Source organism: Phenylobacterium sp. (genome assembly GCF_030645195.1).
In the GTDB taxonomy this organism is placed as follows: Bacteria; Pseudomonadota; Alphaproteobacteria; order Caulobacterales; family Caulobacteraceae; genus Phenylobacterium.
Genome location: NZ_JAUSLW010000125.1, coordinates 1 through 16,314 on the forward strand (window position 1 = coordinate 1; position 16,314 = coordinate 16,314).

At 68.6% G+C, this 16,314-nt stretch carries 13 protein-coding genes and 1 pseudogene; 2 read left to right on the forward strand and 12 right to left on the reverse strand.

The annotated features are described in order from the left end of the window. The 6 genes from Q7T09_RS10685 to Q7T09_RS10710 all read right to left on the reverse strand — a co-directional run. Positions 1-1,836, reverse strand: a 1,836-nt coding sequence (locus tag Q7T09_RS10685) for an ATP-binding protein (RefSeq protein ID WP_304699586.1), incomplete at its 3' end; no start/stop codon positions are given. Positions 1,837-2,020: 184 nt separating this feature from the next. Continuing rightward, complete coding sequence (gene clpA, locus Q7T09_RS10690; RefSeq protein WP_304699587.1) at positions 2,021-4,354, reverse strand: ATP-dependent Clp protease ATP-binding subunit ClpA; 2,334 nt, start codon at positions 4,352-4,354, stop codon at positions 2,021-2,023. A gap of 8 nt (positions 4,355-4,362) precedes the next feature. Next, positions 4,363-4,692, reverse strand: coding sequence for an ATP-dependent Clp protease adapter ClpS (gene clpS / locus Q7T09_RS10695; protein ID WP_215340028.1), 330 nt, complete (start codon positions 4,690-4,692; stop codon positions 4,363-4,365). Between the two features lie 166 nt (positions 4,693-4,858). Next, a complete protein-coding gene (locus tag Q7T09_RS10700) occupies positions 4,859-6,139 on the reverse strand; it encodes a DNA polymerase IV (RefSeq protein ID WP_304699588.1) in 1,281 nt (426 codons plus the stop codon). Further along, entirely contained in the window at positions 6,136-7,035 is a 900-nt protein-coding gene (locus tag Q7T09_RS10705; protein WP_304699589.1) for an ROK family protein, read from the reverse strand. Before Q7T09_RS10705 ends, Q7T09_RS10700 begins: the two co-directional genes overlap by 4 nt. Positions 7,036-7,053: 18 nt before the next feature. After that, a complete protein-coding gene (locus tag Q7T09_RS10710; RefSeq protein ID WP_370689231.1) occupies positions 7,054-7,704 on the reverse strand; it encodes a hypothetical protein in 651 nt (216 codons plus the stop codon). 108 nt (positions 7,705-7,812) lie between these two features. On the opposite strand from Q7T09_RS10710, the gene Q7T09_RS10715 reads away from it, so the two are divergent. Next, a complete protein-coding gene (locus Q7T09_RS10715) occupies positions 7,813-8,178 on the forward strand; it encodes a response regulator (RefSeq protein WP_304699590.1) in 366 nt (121 codons plus the stop codon). A gap of 5 nt (positions 8,179-8,183) precedes the next feature. Continuing rightward, on the forward strand, positions 8,184-9,548 hold the full coding sequence (locus Q7T09_RS10720; RefSeq protein ID WP_304699591.1) for a PleD family two-component system response regulator: 1,365 nt from the start codon (positions 8,184-8,186) through the stop codon (positions 9,546-9,548). 228 nt (positions 9,549-9,776) lie between these two features. Here the strand turns inward: Q7T09_RS10720 and rpmG are convergent, their stop codons facing one another. The 6 genes and pseudogenes from rpmG to Q7T09_RS10750 all read right to left on the reverse strand — a co-directional run. Continuing rightward, entirely contained in the window at positions 9,777-9,944 is a 168-nt protein-coding gene (gene rpmG, locus Q7T09_RS10725; RefSeq protein ID WP_215340033.1) for a 50S ribosomal protein L33, read from the reverse strand. A gap of 105 nt (positions 9,945-10,049) precedes the next feature. Further along, complete coding sequence (locus Q7T09_RS10730) at positions 10,050-10,781, reverse strand: NUDIX domain-containing protein (protein ID WP_304699592.1); 732 nt, start codon at positions 10,779-10,781, stop codon at positions 10,050-10,052. Between the two features lie 86 nt (positions 10,782-10,867). Next, positions 10,868-13,168: a ribonuclease R gene (gene rnr, locus Q7T09_RS10735; RefSeq protein WP_304699593.1), complete on the reverse strand. Its 2,301-nt coding sequence runs from the start codon at positions 13,166-13,168 to the stop codon at positions 10,868-10,870. Between the two features lie 48 nt (positions 13,169-13,216). Next, complete coding sequence (locus Q7T09_RS10740; RefSeq protein ID WP_304699594.1) at positions 13,217-13,618, reverse strand: GFA family protein; 402 nt, start codon at positions 13,616-13,618, stop codon at positions 13,217-13,219. Between the two features lie 62 nt (positions 13,619-13,680). After that, positions 13,681-14,817, reverse strand: coding sequence for an AAA family ATPase (locus tag Q7T09_RS10745; RefSeq protein WP_304699595.1), 1,137 nt, complete (start codon positions 14,815-14,817; stop codon positions 13,681-13,683). 6 nt (positions 14,818-14,823) lie between these two features. Beyond that, a pseudogene (locus Q7T09_RS10750) lies at positions 14,824-16,314 on the reverse strand (topoisomerase C-terminal repeat-containing protein); the annotation flags it as partial.

Consider the following 16,314-nt stretch of genomic DNA (forward strand, 5'->3'; position numbering starts at 1 on the left):
GAAGGGGCGGCGGCGCACCGCCTCCACCGCCTGGGCGCCGTCGTCGGCGGTCTCGACATCAAACCCCGCGGCCATCAGCATCATCGAGGCCACCTGACGGTTCACCGGATGGTCGTCCACCACCAGGATGCGCCCGACGCCCGAGCCAGCGGTCTCGGCCAGAGCCGCCTCGGGCGACGCCTCAAGGCGGGGCAGCAGGATCTTGAACCAGAACTCCGAGCCCGCCCCCAGGACGCTCTCGACGCCGATCCGACCTTTCATCTGCTCGACCAGAGACTTGGAGATGGCCAGGCCCAGACCCGCCCCCTCGAACCGACGCGTGGCGCTGGTGTCGGCCTGGGTGAAGGGCTGGAACAGCTTGGCCATCGCTTCGGGGGCAAGGCCGACGCCGGTGTCGCGCACGCTCACCCGCACCCAGTCGACGCCGTTCGCAGGCTCGACGCCCACTCGGACCTCGACCTGGCCCTCGTCGGTGAACTTCACCGCGTTGCCCAGCAGGTTGAGCAGGACCTGCAGGATGTGGTTCTCGTCGCCCTCGTGGACCAGACCTTCGACCGCCGAGACATCGACGCTCAGGGTCAGGGGCCCCAGGCTCGGCCGGACGATGTCGCCGGCCGTCCGCGCGAGATCGGCGAGGGAGAGCGGGTCGCGAGCCAGCTCCACGGCGCCAGAGCCGATCCGGGAGTAGTCCAGTATGTTGGTGATCAGGGAGAGCAGGACCTGGCAGGAAGCCTGGATCACCCCCAGCTGCTCCCGCGCCCCGGGAGCCAGGTCCGCGCGCGCGGTGAGCAGCTGAGCGTGGCCCTTGATGCCGTTCAGGGGTGTTCGCATCTCGTGGCTCATCACCGCCAGGAAGCGCCCCTTGGCGCCGTCGGCGGCCACGGCGTCGCGACGCGCCGCGCGGGCCACGGCCAGGGCCCGGCGCAGACCGGCCTGGGCCGCGGTGCGCTGGGCCAGGACGCTGGACAGGATGATGGCCGAGCTGACGATGGTCGCCAGATAGAGCTGCAGCACCAGAATCTGGCGCGGCATGTCGCCTGGAAACTGGGCGACGATGGGCCCATGGCCGGCCACCGTGGCGCTGGCGCCGATGAACGACACCAGCATCACCATCAGCGCCGTGTAGGGGCTGCTGAGCCGGATGACCACGAGCAGGCCGAGCGGGAAGAGCAGGAACAGGGCGGGGAGGGGGGTGGTGAAGATCAGCGCCGCCACGACCACCGCCAGGCCGATCAGACCGAAGACCTCGAAGCCTGAGGCCGCGGCGCCCACGTCATAGCGCCGGAAACGCGCCAGGAGTAGGGCGGCCGGCGCGCCGATGATCATGCCCAGGAAGTCGCCGAACACCCAGGTCGTCCAGGCCGACAGGAACTCGTCCTCGAACAGCAGCGTGGCGACGGAGGCGCCGAGGGTGCCGATCGCGACCGTCGCCGGGAGGGCCGCCAGGAGGACGAAATTGCGAAAGCGCGGGAGCACGTTCATGTCCAGCCCGGCGCCGCAGAACCGCCGGATGAGAACCGCCGCCAGGACGGCCTCGGTGAGATCGCATCCGGAGATCAGCAGGGCCCTCGCCGGCGTGCTGCCGCTGTTGAGCGCCGCCAGCAGGTCGATCGTCGCGCAGAGCAGGGCCAGGACCATGGCCTGCTGGCGCGGCAGCAGGAGCAGGCCGGCGGCCAGGAAGCCGTTGCAGATCCACAGGACGGCGAGGCCGGTGACGCTGGTGGTCCAGGTGTAGGCCAGCAGGGCGCAGACCGCATAGGCCGCCAGGAAGGCCAGGTCGAGGCCGGGCGCGCGGGGCGACTGGGCCGGTCGAAAGAGCCGGATAGGCGACGCCATTCGGGCAACCCCCCAGTTGCGCGCTAAACCATAGGCCTGGGCTTCATACACAATTGCTGATCACAACCCAGGCCAAGGTATTGGCGCGGCGAATGATTCGACCACCACCCGGAGATGGCGCGACGAAAAAACCCCAGGCCGGAGGCCTGGGGTTCAATCCGTTCCGAACGCTCGGTGGGGGACCTTAGTCCGCCAGCTCCGGAGCCGCGTTGGCCGCATCCTCGGCGGGGTTCTCGATGATCGGCGCGCCGGGTTCGTGACCCTCGCCCTCGATCTCAAAGGCCAGCTTGGAGTCCTTCAGCACCACCTTCACGTGGCCACCCTTCACCAGCTTGCCGAACAGAATCTCGTCGGCCAGCGGCTTCTTGATGTGCTCCTGAATGACCCGGGCCAGAGGCCGGGCGCCGTAGAGCTCGTCGAAACCGTTCTTGGCCAGCCAGTCGGCGGCCTCGTCGGTGGTCTCGATGGTGACGTGACGGTCGGCCAGTTGCGCTTCCAGCTGGATGACGAACTTCTGGACGACCTGGCGGATGATGTCCTGGGTCAGGGGCTTGAACTGCACCACCGCGTCGAGGCGGTTGCGGAATTCCGGCGTGAACAGGCGCTTCAGGGCCTCGTCGACCTCGTCCTCCTGCTTCCCGCGGCCGAAGCCGATGGAATTGCGCTGGGCGTCGGAGGCGCCGGCGTTGGTGGTCATGATCAGGACCACGTTGCGGAAGTCGACCTTCTTGCCGTTGGAGTCGGTGAGGACCCCGTGGTCCATGACCTGCAGCAGGATGTTGAAGACGTCCGGGTGGGCCTTTTCGATCTCGTCCAGCAGCACCACGCAGTGCGGATGTTGGTCGACGGCGTCGGTCAGCAGGCCGCCCTGGTCGAACCCGACATAGCCGGGAGGCGCGCCGATCAGGCGGCTGACCGTGTGCCGCTCCATGTATTCCGACATGTCGAACCGCAGCAGCTCGATGCCCATGGTGCCGGCCAGTTGCCGGGCGGTCTCGGTCTTGCCGGTGCCGGTGGGGCCCGAGAACAGGTAGCAGCCGATCGGCTTGTTGGGGTCACGCAGACCGGCGCGGGCCATCTTCATGGCCGCCGACAGCTGCTCGATGGCGTCGTCCTGACCGTAGACGGCGCGCTTCAGGTCCTCGTGCAGCTGCTTCAGCGCCTCGGTGTCGGTTTTGGACACCGACTTAGGCGGGATGCGGGCGATCTTGGCCACGACGGCCTCGACCTCCTTCAGGCCGATGGTCTTCTTGCGACGGCCCTCCGGCAGCAGCATCTGGCTCGCGCCCGCCTCGTCGATGATGTCGATGGCCTTGTCGGGCAGCTTGCGGTCGGTGATGTACTTGGCCGACAGCTCCACGGCCGCCTTGATGGCGTCATTGGTGTAGCGGAGCTTGTGGAAGTCCTCGTAGTAGGTCTTCAGCCCCTTGAGGATCTTGATGGTGTCCTCGATCGTCGGCTCGTTCACGTCGATCTTCTGGAAGCGCCGGACCAGGGCCCGGTCCTTCTCGAAGTGCTGACGGAACTCCTTGTAGGTCGTCGAGCCCATGCAGCGCAGGGAGCCCGAGGCCAGGGCCGGCTTCAGCAGGTTGGAGGCGTCCATGGCCCCGCCGCTGGTGGCGCCGGCGCCGATCACCGTGTGGATCTCGTCGATGAACAGGATCGCGTCGGCGTGGTTCTCAAGTTCCTTGACCACCTGCTTCACGCGCTCTTCGAAATCGCCGCGATAGCGGGTGCCCGCCAGCAGACTGCCCATGTCGAGGGAGAAGATGGTGGCGTTGGCCAGGACCTCGGGGACCTGGTGATTGACGATCTTGCGCGCCAGGCCCTCGGCGATGGCGGTCTTGCCGACGCCCGGGTCGCCCACCAGCAGGGGGTTGTTCTTGGTGCGGCGGCACAGGATCTGGATGCAGCGCTCCACCTCGGCCGAACGCCCGATCAGGGGGTCGACCTTGCCCTGCTTGGCCTTCTCGTTGAGGTTCACGCAATAGGCCTCAAGGGCCTCGCCGCCGGTCTTCACCGCGGGCTTGTCCTCGTCCTCGGAGCCCTTGACGGGCTTGGCCGCGCCCTCGACGCCGGCCTTCTTGGCGATGCCGTGGGCGATGTAGTTGACCGCGTCGTAGCGGGTCATGTCCTGCTCTTGCAGGAAGTAGGCGGCGTGGCTCTCGCGCTCGGAGAAGATGGCGACCAGCACATTGGCGCCGGTGACCTCCTCGCGGCCCGAGGACTGCACATGGATGACCGCGCGCTGGATCACGCGCTGGAAGCTGGGCGTGGGCTTAGCGTCCTCGCCGTCGTCCACCACCAGCGAGCGCAGCTCGTTGTCCACGTAGTTGGTCAGGGTCGTCTTCAGCGACGGGAGTTCGACGTCGCAGGCTTTCATCACGCCGGCGGCGTCCTCATCGTCGATGAGGGACAGGAGCAGGTGCTCCAGGGTCGCGTACTCGTGCTTTCGCTGATTGGCGAAAGCCACCGCGCGGTGGAGGGACTCTTCGAGGTGGCGTGAGAATGACGGCAAGCTGGGCCTCAATCCTTTTCCATGGTGCATTGCAACGGATGCTGATGCCGGCGCGCGGTATCAACGACCTGGGCCACCTTTGTTTCCGCCACTTCGTAAGTGAACACGCCGCACACGCCCACACCGTGTTGGTGGACATGCAGCATGATCGTCGTCGCCTCTTCGCGCGACTTATGGAAGTACTGCTCAAGCACGTACACGACGAACTCCATGGGAGTGTAGTCGTCATTGAGGAGCAGCACCCGGTACAGAGACGGCTTCTGCGTCTTCGGCTTGGTCTGTGTGATGACCGCCGATTTTACGCCCGTCTCCTGATCACCTTGCTTTCGCTCGGCCATCGAACAGGTCTCCTCGGCGGTCACGGGACCGCCCTACAGATGGATTAGATATGGAAAAGATGGCCCTTTGGAAGGGTCGAAATGGTCGCGCGGGGCGAGATCGTTCCAAAGGCCGCAGTTTTCACCATGCTAACAGGGGGCCAGATGGGTCTGCGGCCCCTGGTTTTCAATCCTGGGCCGAGGATTTCCCGCGTAGGGCGCGCGCCGACGTCAGGGCCTTGGCTCCGAATCGCGCCCGGATCGCGTCGGCGGTGCGCTCACCGGCCAGGGTTCGCCGCTCGTCGCCGCCGAAAAAGTCGGATTCGACGTTCTGCGGTTCGATCAATTCGGTGATCCCGACCCCGATCAGGCGCCACGATCGGTTGGTCCCGCCCGCCTTCAACTCGGCGGCCAGCATCTCCTTGCCCACCGCAAGGATGGTCCGGGCGGTCTGGATGGGGACGGCCAGCGTCTTGCGCCGGGTGATGATCTTGAAGTCGGCGGCCCGGAGCTTCAGGGTCACCACGCGGCCGGCGAGGTTTCCGCTCCGGGCCTGGCGGGCGACCTTCTCGGCCAGGTGCGGCAGCTGGTCTTCCAGGTCGGCCTGGCTGCGGAGGTCCTCGTTGAAGGTGGTCTCGGCGCTGATGGACTTGCGGATCTGGTCGGGATCGACGGCGCGGGTGTCGCGGCCCTGGGCCAGGGCGTGCAGACGCAGGCCGTTCGATCCGAAGCGGGCGGCCAGATCCTTGGGCTCGGCCCTGGCGATGTCGCCCACGGTGACGAAATTGGCGTTCTCCAGGCTGGAGACCATGGCCGGCCCCACGCCGGGCAGGATGCCCACTGGCCGGGAGGCCAGGAAGGCCTGGGCCTCGGCTCCGCCGATCACCGAGTAGCCGCGGGGCTTGTCCAGGTCCGAGGCGATCTTGGCCAGGAACTTGTTCGCCGCCAGGCCGATGGAGACGGTGATCCCCACCTCGGCCTCGATCCGGGCCTGCAGGCGGGCGAGCGTTTCGGCCGGTGTGGCCCCGTGCAGGCGCTCGGTGCCCGAAAGGTCCATCCAGGCCTCGTCCAGGGAGAGCGGCTGAACCAGCGGCGTCAGGTCGGCCATCATCGCCATGATCCGCCGGCTCTCGGCGCGGTACTTGGAGAAGTCGGGCTTGATGACCACCGCCTGGGGGCAGGCCTTGATAGCCTTGAACATCGGCATGGCCGAGCGGACACCGTTGATGCGGGCGATGTAGCAGCAGGTGGTCACCACCCCGCGCTTGCCGCCGCCGACGATCACCGGCACGTCGCGCAGTTCCGGCCGGTCGCGCTTCTCCACCGAGGCGTAGAAGGCGTCGCAGTCCATGTGGGCGATGGAGAGGCGCTCCAGCTCATCGTGCGCCACTATCCGCGGCGAGCCGCAGGCCGGGCAGCGGCGGGTGAAGTCGCCGTGGGTGAAGCAGTCGCGGCAGAGCGCGCTCACGCTCCGGCCTCCAAGGGCCAGAGCCAGGCCGCGCCCCGGACGCCCGAGGAATCGCCATGCTGGGCGCGCCGCACCGGGGTGGTGAAGACGTCGGAGAAGACGTGCGGGGCGATGGCGGCCGGCAGGCGGTCCTGGAGCTCGGCCACATTGGACATCCCGCCCGCCAGGACGATGACGTCGGGATCGAGGATGTCGCAGACCACCGCCAGCCCCCGGGCCAGACGGTCGACATAGCGATCCAGGGCCGCGGCGGCGGCGATGTCCCCGGCCCTGGCCGCGCCGACCACCGCCTCGGCGGTCAGGCCGCCGCCGTGGTCGCGGGCCAGTCCCGTCCCGGAGGCGTAGAGCTCCAGGCAGTTCCGGCGGCCGCACCAGCAGGTCGGTCCCGGGTGCTCGGCCGCCGTGGGCCAGGGCAGGGGCGTGTGGCCCCATTCGCCCGCGAAGGCGTTGCGACCCTCCACGAGCTGGCGATCGATCACGACCCCGCCGCCGCAGCCGGTGCCCAGGATGGCGGCGAAGACCACCCGGCTGTCAGCGCCCGCCCCGTCGACGGCCTCCGACAGGGCCATGCAGTTGGCGTCGTTGGCGTAGCGCACCGGCCGCGCCAGCACCCGGGCGAGGTCGGCGGGGAAGGGGCGGTTGTTCAGCTCGGTGGAGTTGGCGCCCCGCATCAGGTCGCCCGCCGGGGAGATCGAGCCTGGGCCCGCGACCCCGATCCGCGCCGCCCGGGCGCCCGCCCGGCGCTCGACCACGGCCACCAAGTCGTGGACCGCGGCCAGATCGGCCTCATAGTCGCGTGGGGTAGGGGCCCTGACGCGCGCGACGAACCGGCCCTCGCCGTCCAGCGCCGCCGCCTCGATCTTGGTGCCGCCGAAGTCCACGCCGATGCGGATCATGCCGCCAACATACCTGCCTCAGCCGATGGCGTCTTCGATGGCCACGCGCAGATCTTCCCAGTCGTCGATCCGCGTGTGGAGATCGGGCTTGGCCGGCGCCAGGGCGCGCAGCCTCGGATCGGCCACGTGCTGAAAGCGGCTGACGGCTGGCGCGCTCTCGGCCACCGAGTCGAGATTGGGGATCAGGTCGTCGATGAAGACCGCGCGCCCCGCCGTCTGGGACGCCAGGCCAGCGGCCAGAGGCCCCTTGGGGCCGGTGTTGAGGATCAGCGGGTAGTCCATGCCATGCCGGCCCAGCCAGCGGGCCCGAGCCAGCCTGGCGGGCCCCGGCGCATTGGTCAGGATCACGATCCCGGCCCGCTCCGACAGGCTCCGCAGCGCCTGGACCCCGCCGGGCGTCGGCGTCATGTCGCCGCACCCATAGCGAAAGAAGTCCTCGTAGTGCTTACGTCCCTGGTCGATCTCCAGGTGTTCGGCCTCGCCGGGGCGGTAGATGTTCTGGAAGAGGGCGAACTTGTCGACGCGGAACTCCAGGCCCCGGTCCTCCAGGAACCGCCCGAACCCTTCCATGAACAGGCCCAGCACCTCGTCGACGTCGACGATCAGCAGGGGGCGAGCGGTGTCGACGCCCATGTCGGACAGTCTGGGAGCTCGGAGCGGTTCGGCCACGGGGCCTCCGAATGCGACTAACGCGAGTTTAAGGATATCCGTGAGATCAAGAGGCTCAAGGTGAGGTCGGTTACCGATTCGCCAGAGCCAAGGATCGTCGGGACGAAAATGGCCAAGAAGGTCCTCATCGTCGAGGATAACGAGCTGAACATGAAGCTATTTCATGATCTCCTCGATGCCCAAGGCTACGAAACGCTGCAGACCCGCGAGGGACTGCAGGCGCTGGCGCTCGCGCGCGAACATCGCCCGGACTTGATCCTGATGGACATCCAGCTTCCCGAGATCTCGGGACTGGAGGTCACCAAATGGCTCAAGGAAGACGATGACCTCGCCCACATTCCCGTGGTGGCGGTGACCGCCTTCGCCATGAAGGGGGACGAGGAGCGCATCCGCGAGGGCGGTTGCGAGGCCTACATCTCCAAGCCCATCTCGGTGTCGCACTTCCTCGACACCATCCGCCGCCTGTTGGAATAGCCGCCATGACCGCGCGTATCCTGGTCGTCGACGACATCGAGGCCAACGTCCGCCTCCTCGAAGCCAAGCTCTCGGCCGAGTACTATGAGGTGCTGGTGGCCTATGACGGCCCGACGGCGCTCGCCATCGCGGCCAAGGAAAAGCCCGACATCGTCCTGCTGGATGTCATGATGCCCGGCATGGACGGCTTCCAGGTCTGCCGTCGGCTGAAGGATGATCCGGAGACCCGCCACGTGCCGGTGGTCCTGGTGACCGCCCTGGACGGCCGCGCCGACCGCATCGCCGGTCTCGAGGCCGGGGCCGACGAATTCCTCACCAAGCCCATCGACGACATCATGCTGTTCGCCCGGGTGCGCAGCCTGACCCGCCTGAAGATGGTGATCGACGAACTGCGCGACCGCGAGGCCTCGGGCCGCCGCATGGGCGTCATCGCCGGCGCCGCCTCGCGCCTCGGCGGCACGGGCGGTCGGGTGCTGATCGTCGACGATCACGAGCGCCAGGCCCAACGTATCGCCGCCGAACTGGCCATCGAGCACCGCCCGATCATCGAGAGCGACCCTGAGAAGGCCCTGATGACGGCCAAGGGTCCGGTGGACCTGGTGATCGTCAACGCCGCGGCGCGCTCCTTCGACGGCCTGCGCTTTACCGCCCAGCTTCGCTCCGACGAGGCCACGCGCCACCTGCCGGTCTTGGCCATCGTCGACTTCGACGAGCGTCAGCGCCTGGTGAAGGCCCTGGAGATCGGGGTCAACGACATCCTCTCCAAGCCGATCGATCCCCAGGAGCTCTCGGCCCGGTCCAAGACCCAGATCCGGCGCAAGCGCTACACCGACTATCTGCGCGATAATCTCGACCACTCCCTGGAGCTGGCGGTCACCGACCAGCTCACCGGCCTGCACAACCGCCGCTACATGGTGGGGCAGCTCGACGCCCTGGTGAAGCGCGCCAGCCTGGGGGGCGATCCCGTCGCGGCCCTGCTGATCGACATCGACTACTTCAAGAAGATCAACGACGGTTACGGCCACGACGTCGGCGACGAGGTGCTGCGTGAGTTCGCCGTGCGCCTGGCCTCCAATGTGCGCGCCATCGACCTGCCGTGCCGCTACGGCGGCGAGGAGTTCGTGGTGGTCATGCCCGACACCAAGATCGAGGACGCCGAGCGCATCGCCGAGCGTATCCGGCTGCACGTGGCCGGCTCGCCCTTCCGGGTGATGGGCGGCGCCGAGCTGCTGACCGTCACCATCTCCATCGGCGTGGCCGCGACCCTGGGGGCGGGGGATCGTCCCGAAGCCCTGCTCAAGCGCGCCGACGACGCCGTCTACGAGGCCAAGGCCTCGGGCCGCAACAAGGTCATCGCCCGGGCGGCCTGAGGCCTCCGACGCTTCCCCACTCCGTGTCATCCCGGAAAGCGCGTAGCGCTTGTCCGGGACCCATAAGCGCGGGGCTTGCAGGAGAAATCGGCGCCTATGGGTCCCGGTCTTCCGCTGCGCGGAAACCGGGATGACACAAGTGGGTGGCGTCGCCAAATATCTGATCTGAAACGAAAAACGCCCGGTCGCGAGACCGGGCGTCTTGGAATGTCGCGTGGGTCGGCAGACCTACTTGATCTTGCCTTCCTTGAACTCGACGTGCTTGCGCACGACGGGATCGTACTTCTTCATGACCAGCTTGTCGGTCTTGGTGCGGGCGTTCTTCTTCGTCACGTAGAAGAAGCCGGTGTCGGCCGACGAGTTCAGGCGGATCTTAATTGAGGCGGGCTTCGCCATGGTCGGTCCTCGCGCGGCCGGCTGCGCAGTCGCGCCGGCTGGGTTCTAAAGAGCCGCGGACAATACGAATCCCGAACCCAAAGTCAATGCGCTCCAGGGGAATGCCTAGAGATGGGTGATCTGCGACCCCTTGCGGACGAAGCGCATGTAGGGGATCGGCCGCTCGGGGGCCTCCAGTCGGTGGGCCACTTCGCGCACCACGAAGCGGGTGACGCTGGGCAGGTCGAGCGCCAGGGCCTCGTCCAGGTCCACCCAGGCGATCTCGTCCAGTTCCCCGCAGTCGGCCTGGCGCTCCAGGCTGATCAGCCGGTCGGCCTCGGCCATGAAGAACCGGGCGTCGAAGCGCTTGCCCACCATGGGCGGGGTGACCGCGCGGGCCACGTACTGCATGGCCTCCAGGTCCGGCGCCGCGCCCTGCTGCAGGAACTCCCGCCAGGGACCGGCGCCGGGGCGCTCGGGGGCGGGCTTGGCCAGCAGCAGGCCGGCCTCCTCGAAGGTCTCGCGGATGGCGGTCAGCGCCAGGGCCCGGGCTCGCCGCTCCGGGGTGCCGTGCATCAACTTGAGGGCCACGTCGGGCCTGAGATCTGTGGCATAGGGGGCGTTGAAGTCCGAGCGGTCGATGCGTCCGCCCGGGAACACCCACTTGTCGGGCATGAAGTCGTGGCCCTTGGCCCGGCGACCCATCAGCAGGCGCGGCTTCTTGGCGTCGCGGCGCACGATGATCAGGGTGGCGGCGTCCCGGGGGCGCACGGCGCGCTGGCCCGGCTTGCGCGGCGGGCCGCCGGCATTGCCGCGGCCGCCCAGCGGGTTCTCGGATTCGTTTTGGCTCTCTGACATCAAACAAGTGTATGACCGCCGCCGCCGGCCTGGGAAGCCTGCCCCAGCGTCAAGCTCGCATTTGCCGCGACCCCGCCGGCCCCTGGCTAGTGGCGCTTACCCTTGCGGACGCCCTTCGGCGGCCCGCCCCGGCGCTTGGCGTCCTGGGAGCCCGGCGCCCGCCGAATCGCCCCCAGGCGGGGGCGCGGGGCGTTGGGATCGCGCGGCTGGGGCTCGCTCAACATCTCGAACAGCAGGCCGCCGGTGATGGGGGTGGCCTCCACCAGCTTGACCTCCACCGTCATGCCGAGCGGCCAGCGCGCGCCGGTGCGCTCGCCCACCAGGGCGTGCATGCGGTCGTCGTGGATGAAGAACTCGTCGCCGAGCTTGGAGACCGGCGCCAGGCCGTCGGCCCCGGTGTCGGCCAGCCGCACGAAGAGGCCAAAGCGCGTGACGCCGGTGATCCGGCCGTGGAAGGAGGCCCCCACCTTGTCGGCCAGGAAAGCGGCCACATAGCGGTCGGTGGCGTCGCGCTCGGCGGCCATGGCCCGGCGCTCGGCGAAGGTGATGACCTCGGCGGTGTCCTTCATCTGGCTGATGTCGCGGTCGGTGAGGCCGTCGTCGCCAAGCCCGAGCGAGCGGATCAGACCGCGGTGCACCACGAGGTCAGCATAGCGCCGGATCGGCGAGGTGAAGTGGGCGTAGCGCTGCAGGTTCAGGCCGAAGTGGCCGATGTTCTCGGTGGAGTAGATGGCCTGCATCTGGCTGCGCAGCACCACCTCGTTGATGATGTCGGCATGCGGGCTCTCGCGGGTCTCCCCCAGCAGCTTGTTGAAGCGGTCGGTGCGCGGCGCCTCGCCCTTGCTCCAGGGGATGTCCAGGGTGGCCAGGAACTCGGCCAGGGACCCGATCTTGTCCTGGCTGGGGGTGTCGTGGATCCGGTAGATCAGCGGGGTTTTCTTGGCCTCGAGGGTCTCGGCGGCGCAGACATTGGCCTGCACCATCATCTCCTCGATCAGCTTGTGGGCCTCCAGGGCCGCACGCGGGGTGATCGAGGTGATCTCGCCCTCGGTGTTGATGATGATCCGCCGCTCGGCGCTTTCGATGGCCAGGGGCGAGCGGGCGAGCCGGCCCTGCAGCATGCAGCGATAGGCGGCCCACAGGGGCTCCAGGATGGGCTTGAGCAGCGTCCGGGTCACATCGTCAGGCTCCCCGTCGATGGCCGCCTGGGCCTGCTCGTAGGAGAGCTTGGCGGCCGAGCGCATCAGGCCGCGCACGAAGCGGTGGCCCTTCTTGCGCCCGGAGCGGTCGAAGACCATGCGGACGGCCAGGCAGGCGCGGTTCTCGCCCTCGCGCAGGGAGCACAGCCCCGCCGACAGCCGCTCGGGCAGCATCGGCTCCACCCGGTCGGGGAAGTAGACGCTGTTGGACTTCTCGCGGGCGGCGATGTCGAGGGCCGAACCCGGCCGCACATAGGCCGCGACGTCGGCGATGGCGACCCAGACGATCCAGCCTCCCTTATTGCCGGGGTCGGTGTCGGGCTCGGCATAGACCGCGTCGTCGTGGTCCCGCGCATCCGGCGGGTCGATGGTCACCAGCGGCACCTGACGCAGGTCCTCGCGGCCGCTGAGGGTCGGCGGTTTGGCCGCCTCGGCCTCGGCCTCGGCCTCCTTGGAGAAGCCGGTGGGGATGCCGTGGGAGTGGATGGCGATCAGCGAGGCGGCGCGGGGCTGGTCCTCGCGGCCCACCACCTCCAGCAGCTTGCCCCGCTTGGGACCGTAGCGCTCGTGGGCGACGCCCACCTGGGCCAGGACCAGGTCGCCGTCCCGCAGTTTCTGGGCCTCGGGATCGGTGAGGATCAGGCTTTCCTTGGACTTGCGGTCCACCGGCTCGACCCGGACCTCGCGGTTGGACTTGCGGATCACGCCGAGGATCTTGTGGGCGCTGGCCCCCAGCCGCTTGATCAGCCGGGCTTCCGTCTCGCCGGTCTCCAGCAGCTCGAAGCGCACCAGCAGGCGGTCGCCCAGGCCCGGCGCGCCGCCGAGCGGATCGCTGCGGCTCGGCGCCAGGCGCACGGTCGGGGTGTCCTCGCCCTTGGTCAGCCGGACCAGCAGTTCGCCGTCGGTGTCCTTCTCCACGACGTCGACCACACCAACCGGGGGCAGGGCGCCGGCCTCGGCCAGGCCTTTGCGCCCGCGCTTGCCAAGGGCGCCGGAGGCCTCGAGCTCGCGCAGCATCTCGCGGAGCGCCTTGCGGTCGGCGCCCTTTAGTCCGAACACCTTGGCGATGTCGGCCTTGTCGGTCTCACCCGCCTCGCGGATGTATTTCAGCAGGGTCTCGCGGTCGGGCAGGCCCTGGGCGGGCTTGGGTTTGAACCGGGAGGCTTTGGGGGCGCGGAGTTTGGCCATGCCGCCTTGTAACGCGCATCGGCGAAACTCGCCTCCCCAATCCTGGGGTCAGCCCGGAAGGCGCTCGAAGGCGGGAATTCCCTCGGGCACATGGTGGAAGGCCTGCTTGTCCACCGTGAAGATCGCCATGTCGGGCTTGAACAGGCTGGGATCGTCCAGGGAGCCGACCTTGAGAATCACCGCCGGGAACCCCGGCGAGCGGGTGACGACATGGGTGCCGCACTCCGGGCAGAATTCCCGGGTCACGGCCCGTTCGAGATCGCTCCGGGTGAACTGCTTGGGCGTCCCCTTGGTGTAGGCGAAACCGGCGATCGGCATGGCGATGAAGACGTTGGGGGAGCCGCCGGTGATGTACTGGCATTCCCGGCAGTGGCACTGGGCCTTCATCATCGGCTCGCCCTCGGCGACGTAGCGCAGGCCGTGGCAGTAGCATCCGCCTTCGAGTTTCATGGTGTCCTCCCTGTTTCTTCGGGGCGACTCTAGGCGTGCGTATCGGCCTGTAAAGCCAAGGCTCAGTCTTCGTCGCGGAAATGGCCCAACCGGGTCAGGCCCTCGATCGTCGTCGCCCCCTCGTGCTTGGTGACGGTCCGCACCGTGCCCACCGTCGTGGCGGCGATCTCGGCCGCCAGGGGCTCGGAGTGGGTGACCAGCCAGACCTGGGACCGTTCGGACGCCTGGCCTACCAGCCGCGCCAGAGGGGTCATCAGGGCGGGGTGCAGGCTGGATTCCGGCTCGTTGAGGGCCACGAAGGCCGGCAGGCGGTAGGCCATCAGGGCGCCGGCCAGGGCCAGGAACTTCAAGGTGCCGTCGGAGAGCTCGGCGGCCTCGAACACCCGCCGGGGAAAGTCCGGAAAGCTCATGCCGAAGCTGGCCATCCGATCCGGCTCCGGAACGATCAGCCGCGCACCGGGGAAGGCGCTGTCGACGAGAGCGTCCAGATCGACGGTGTCCTGCCGGATGTGGGCCAGGGTGGCGAACACGGCGGCCAGGTTGGAGCCGTCAGAGGCCAGGGTCGGGCTGGCGACGGCGACGCAGGGGCGACGCAGGGGCGAGGCCGCGTCGGTGCGCAGGTCGTGGTAGAACCGCCACTCCAGCAAGGTCCGGCGAACAAGGTCCAGGCCGGGATACTTGCCGGGGTCCTCCAGCCTAGCCAGCACCGTCTCCGAGGCCAGCAGGTCGATGTCCACCTCCTGCGGACGGCCCTCCTCGTCGCGGGCCATCACCGAGGCCCCCTTGCGGTCCAGCAGCCGCGCGGGCCGCGACCCGCTCAGATAGGAGAGCTGTTCGGTCTTCACCTGCGGCTCGGTGGGGAAGGCCGGCGAGGTCGGGAAGGGAAAGCCCACCTCCACCTCGTAGCGGTAGCCGACCTCGCGGCGGCCGGGCACGGACAGGGTCACGGCGAAGCTCATCCGCGCGGGCTGGTTCTTCTGCCGCGTCCCGGCCCAGAAGGCCGCCGCCATGCCCTCCCGGGCCAACTCCGCGCCGAGCGTGTTGGAGGCCGCGGCCCGCAGCAGCTCCAGGGCCCGGTACAGGTTGGACTTGCCGACGCCATTGGCGCCGACGAAGACCTCCAGGTTGGAGACCGGATAGGCGATCTGGCGCAGAGACCGGTAGCCCGAAGCGGAGAAGTCGCTAACGGGCAGCGCCATCGGTCCCTAGGCCTTCGCGACTTTCTTCGCCGCCGGCTTCTTGGCGGCGGCGGGTTTCTTGGCCGCCGCGGGCTTGGCCGCGGCCTTCGCCTTGGGCGCCGCCTTGGCCTTTTTCGCCGGCTTCTTGCCGCCGCCCTTCTCGACCCGCTCGGCGATCAGCTTGACCGCCTCTTCCAGGGTCAGGTCCTGCGGGTCGGAGCCCTTGGGAACATTGGCGTTGGTGGAGCCGTGCTTGATGTAGGGACCGTAGCGGCCGGCCAGGATCTTCACCGGCTGGCCGTCCACGGGGTGTGCGCCCAGATCCTTGAGCGCCGCGGACTCGCCGCGACCGCCGCGGCCGCCGGCGCGCTTTTCCGCCAGCAGGGTGACGGCGCGATTGAGGCCGACCTCGAACACCTCGTCGGCCGAGGGCAGGTTGGCGTAGGTGCCGTTGTGCAGGACGAAGGGGCCGAACCGGCCGATGCCGGCGGTGATCATGATCCCGTCTTCCGGGTGGGCGCCGACCTCGCGGGGCAGGCGCAGCAGGCGCAGACCCTTCTCCAGGTCCATGGCCGCCGCCGACCAGCCCTTGGGCAGGCTGGAGCGCTTGGGCTTCTCGCCGTCGCCGAGCTGGACATAGGGGCCGAAGCGGCCGGACTTCAGGAACACCGTCTCGCCAGTCTCGGGATCGACCCCCAGCTCGCGGTCGCCGCTCTCGGTCTCGGCGTCGTCCGCCGACTGGGCGATGGGCCGGGTGTAGCGGCATTCCGGATAGTTGGAGCAGCCGATGAAGGCCCCGAACTTGCCGGTCTTTAGGGACAGTTGCCCCGCCCCGCAGGTGGGGCAGGCGCGCGGATCGGAGCCGTCCTCCTTCTGCGGGAAGATGTGGGGGCCCAGCGCCTCGTTCAGCGCGTCCAGCACGTGGGTGACGCGCAGTTCGGCGATCTCGCCGACGGCGGCGTGGAAGTCCTGCCAGAACTCCCGCAACAGGGCCTTCCAGTTCAGCTCGCCGGCCGAGACCAGGTCGAGCTTCTCTTCCAGGGCGGCGGTGAAGTCGTACTGGACGTAGCGGTTGAAGAACTGCTCCAGGAAGGCGGTGACCAGCCGTCCCTTGTCCTCCGGGATGAACCGGTTCTTGTCCATGCGGACGTATTCCCGGTCGCGCAGCACGGTCAGCACCGAGGCGTAGGTCGAGGGCCGGCCGATGCCGAGCTCCTCCATCTTCTTCACCAGGCTGGCTTCCGAATAGCGCGGCGGCGGTTCGGTGAAGTGCTGGTCGGCGCGGGCGGTGATCACCTTGGCGGCGGCGCCCTCGTTGACCTGGGGCAGGCGGCCGCTCTCCTCGTCGCCCTCGTCGTCGCGGCCTTCCTCGTAGACGGCCAGATAGCCGTCGAACAGCAACACCTGGCCGGTGGCGCGCAGGCGGGTCTTGCCGTCGGCGCTCTCCAGCTCGATGGTGGTCCGCTAGAAGCGGGCGGCCTCCATCTGCGAGGCGATAATCCGCTTCCAGATCAGTTC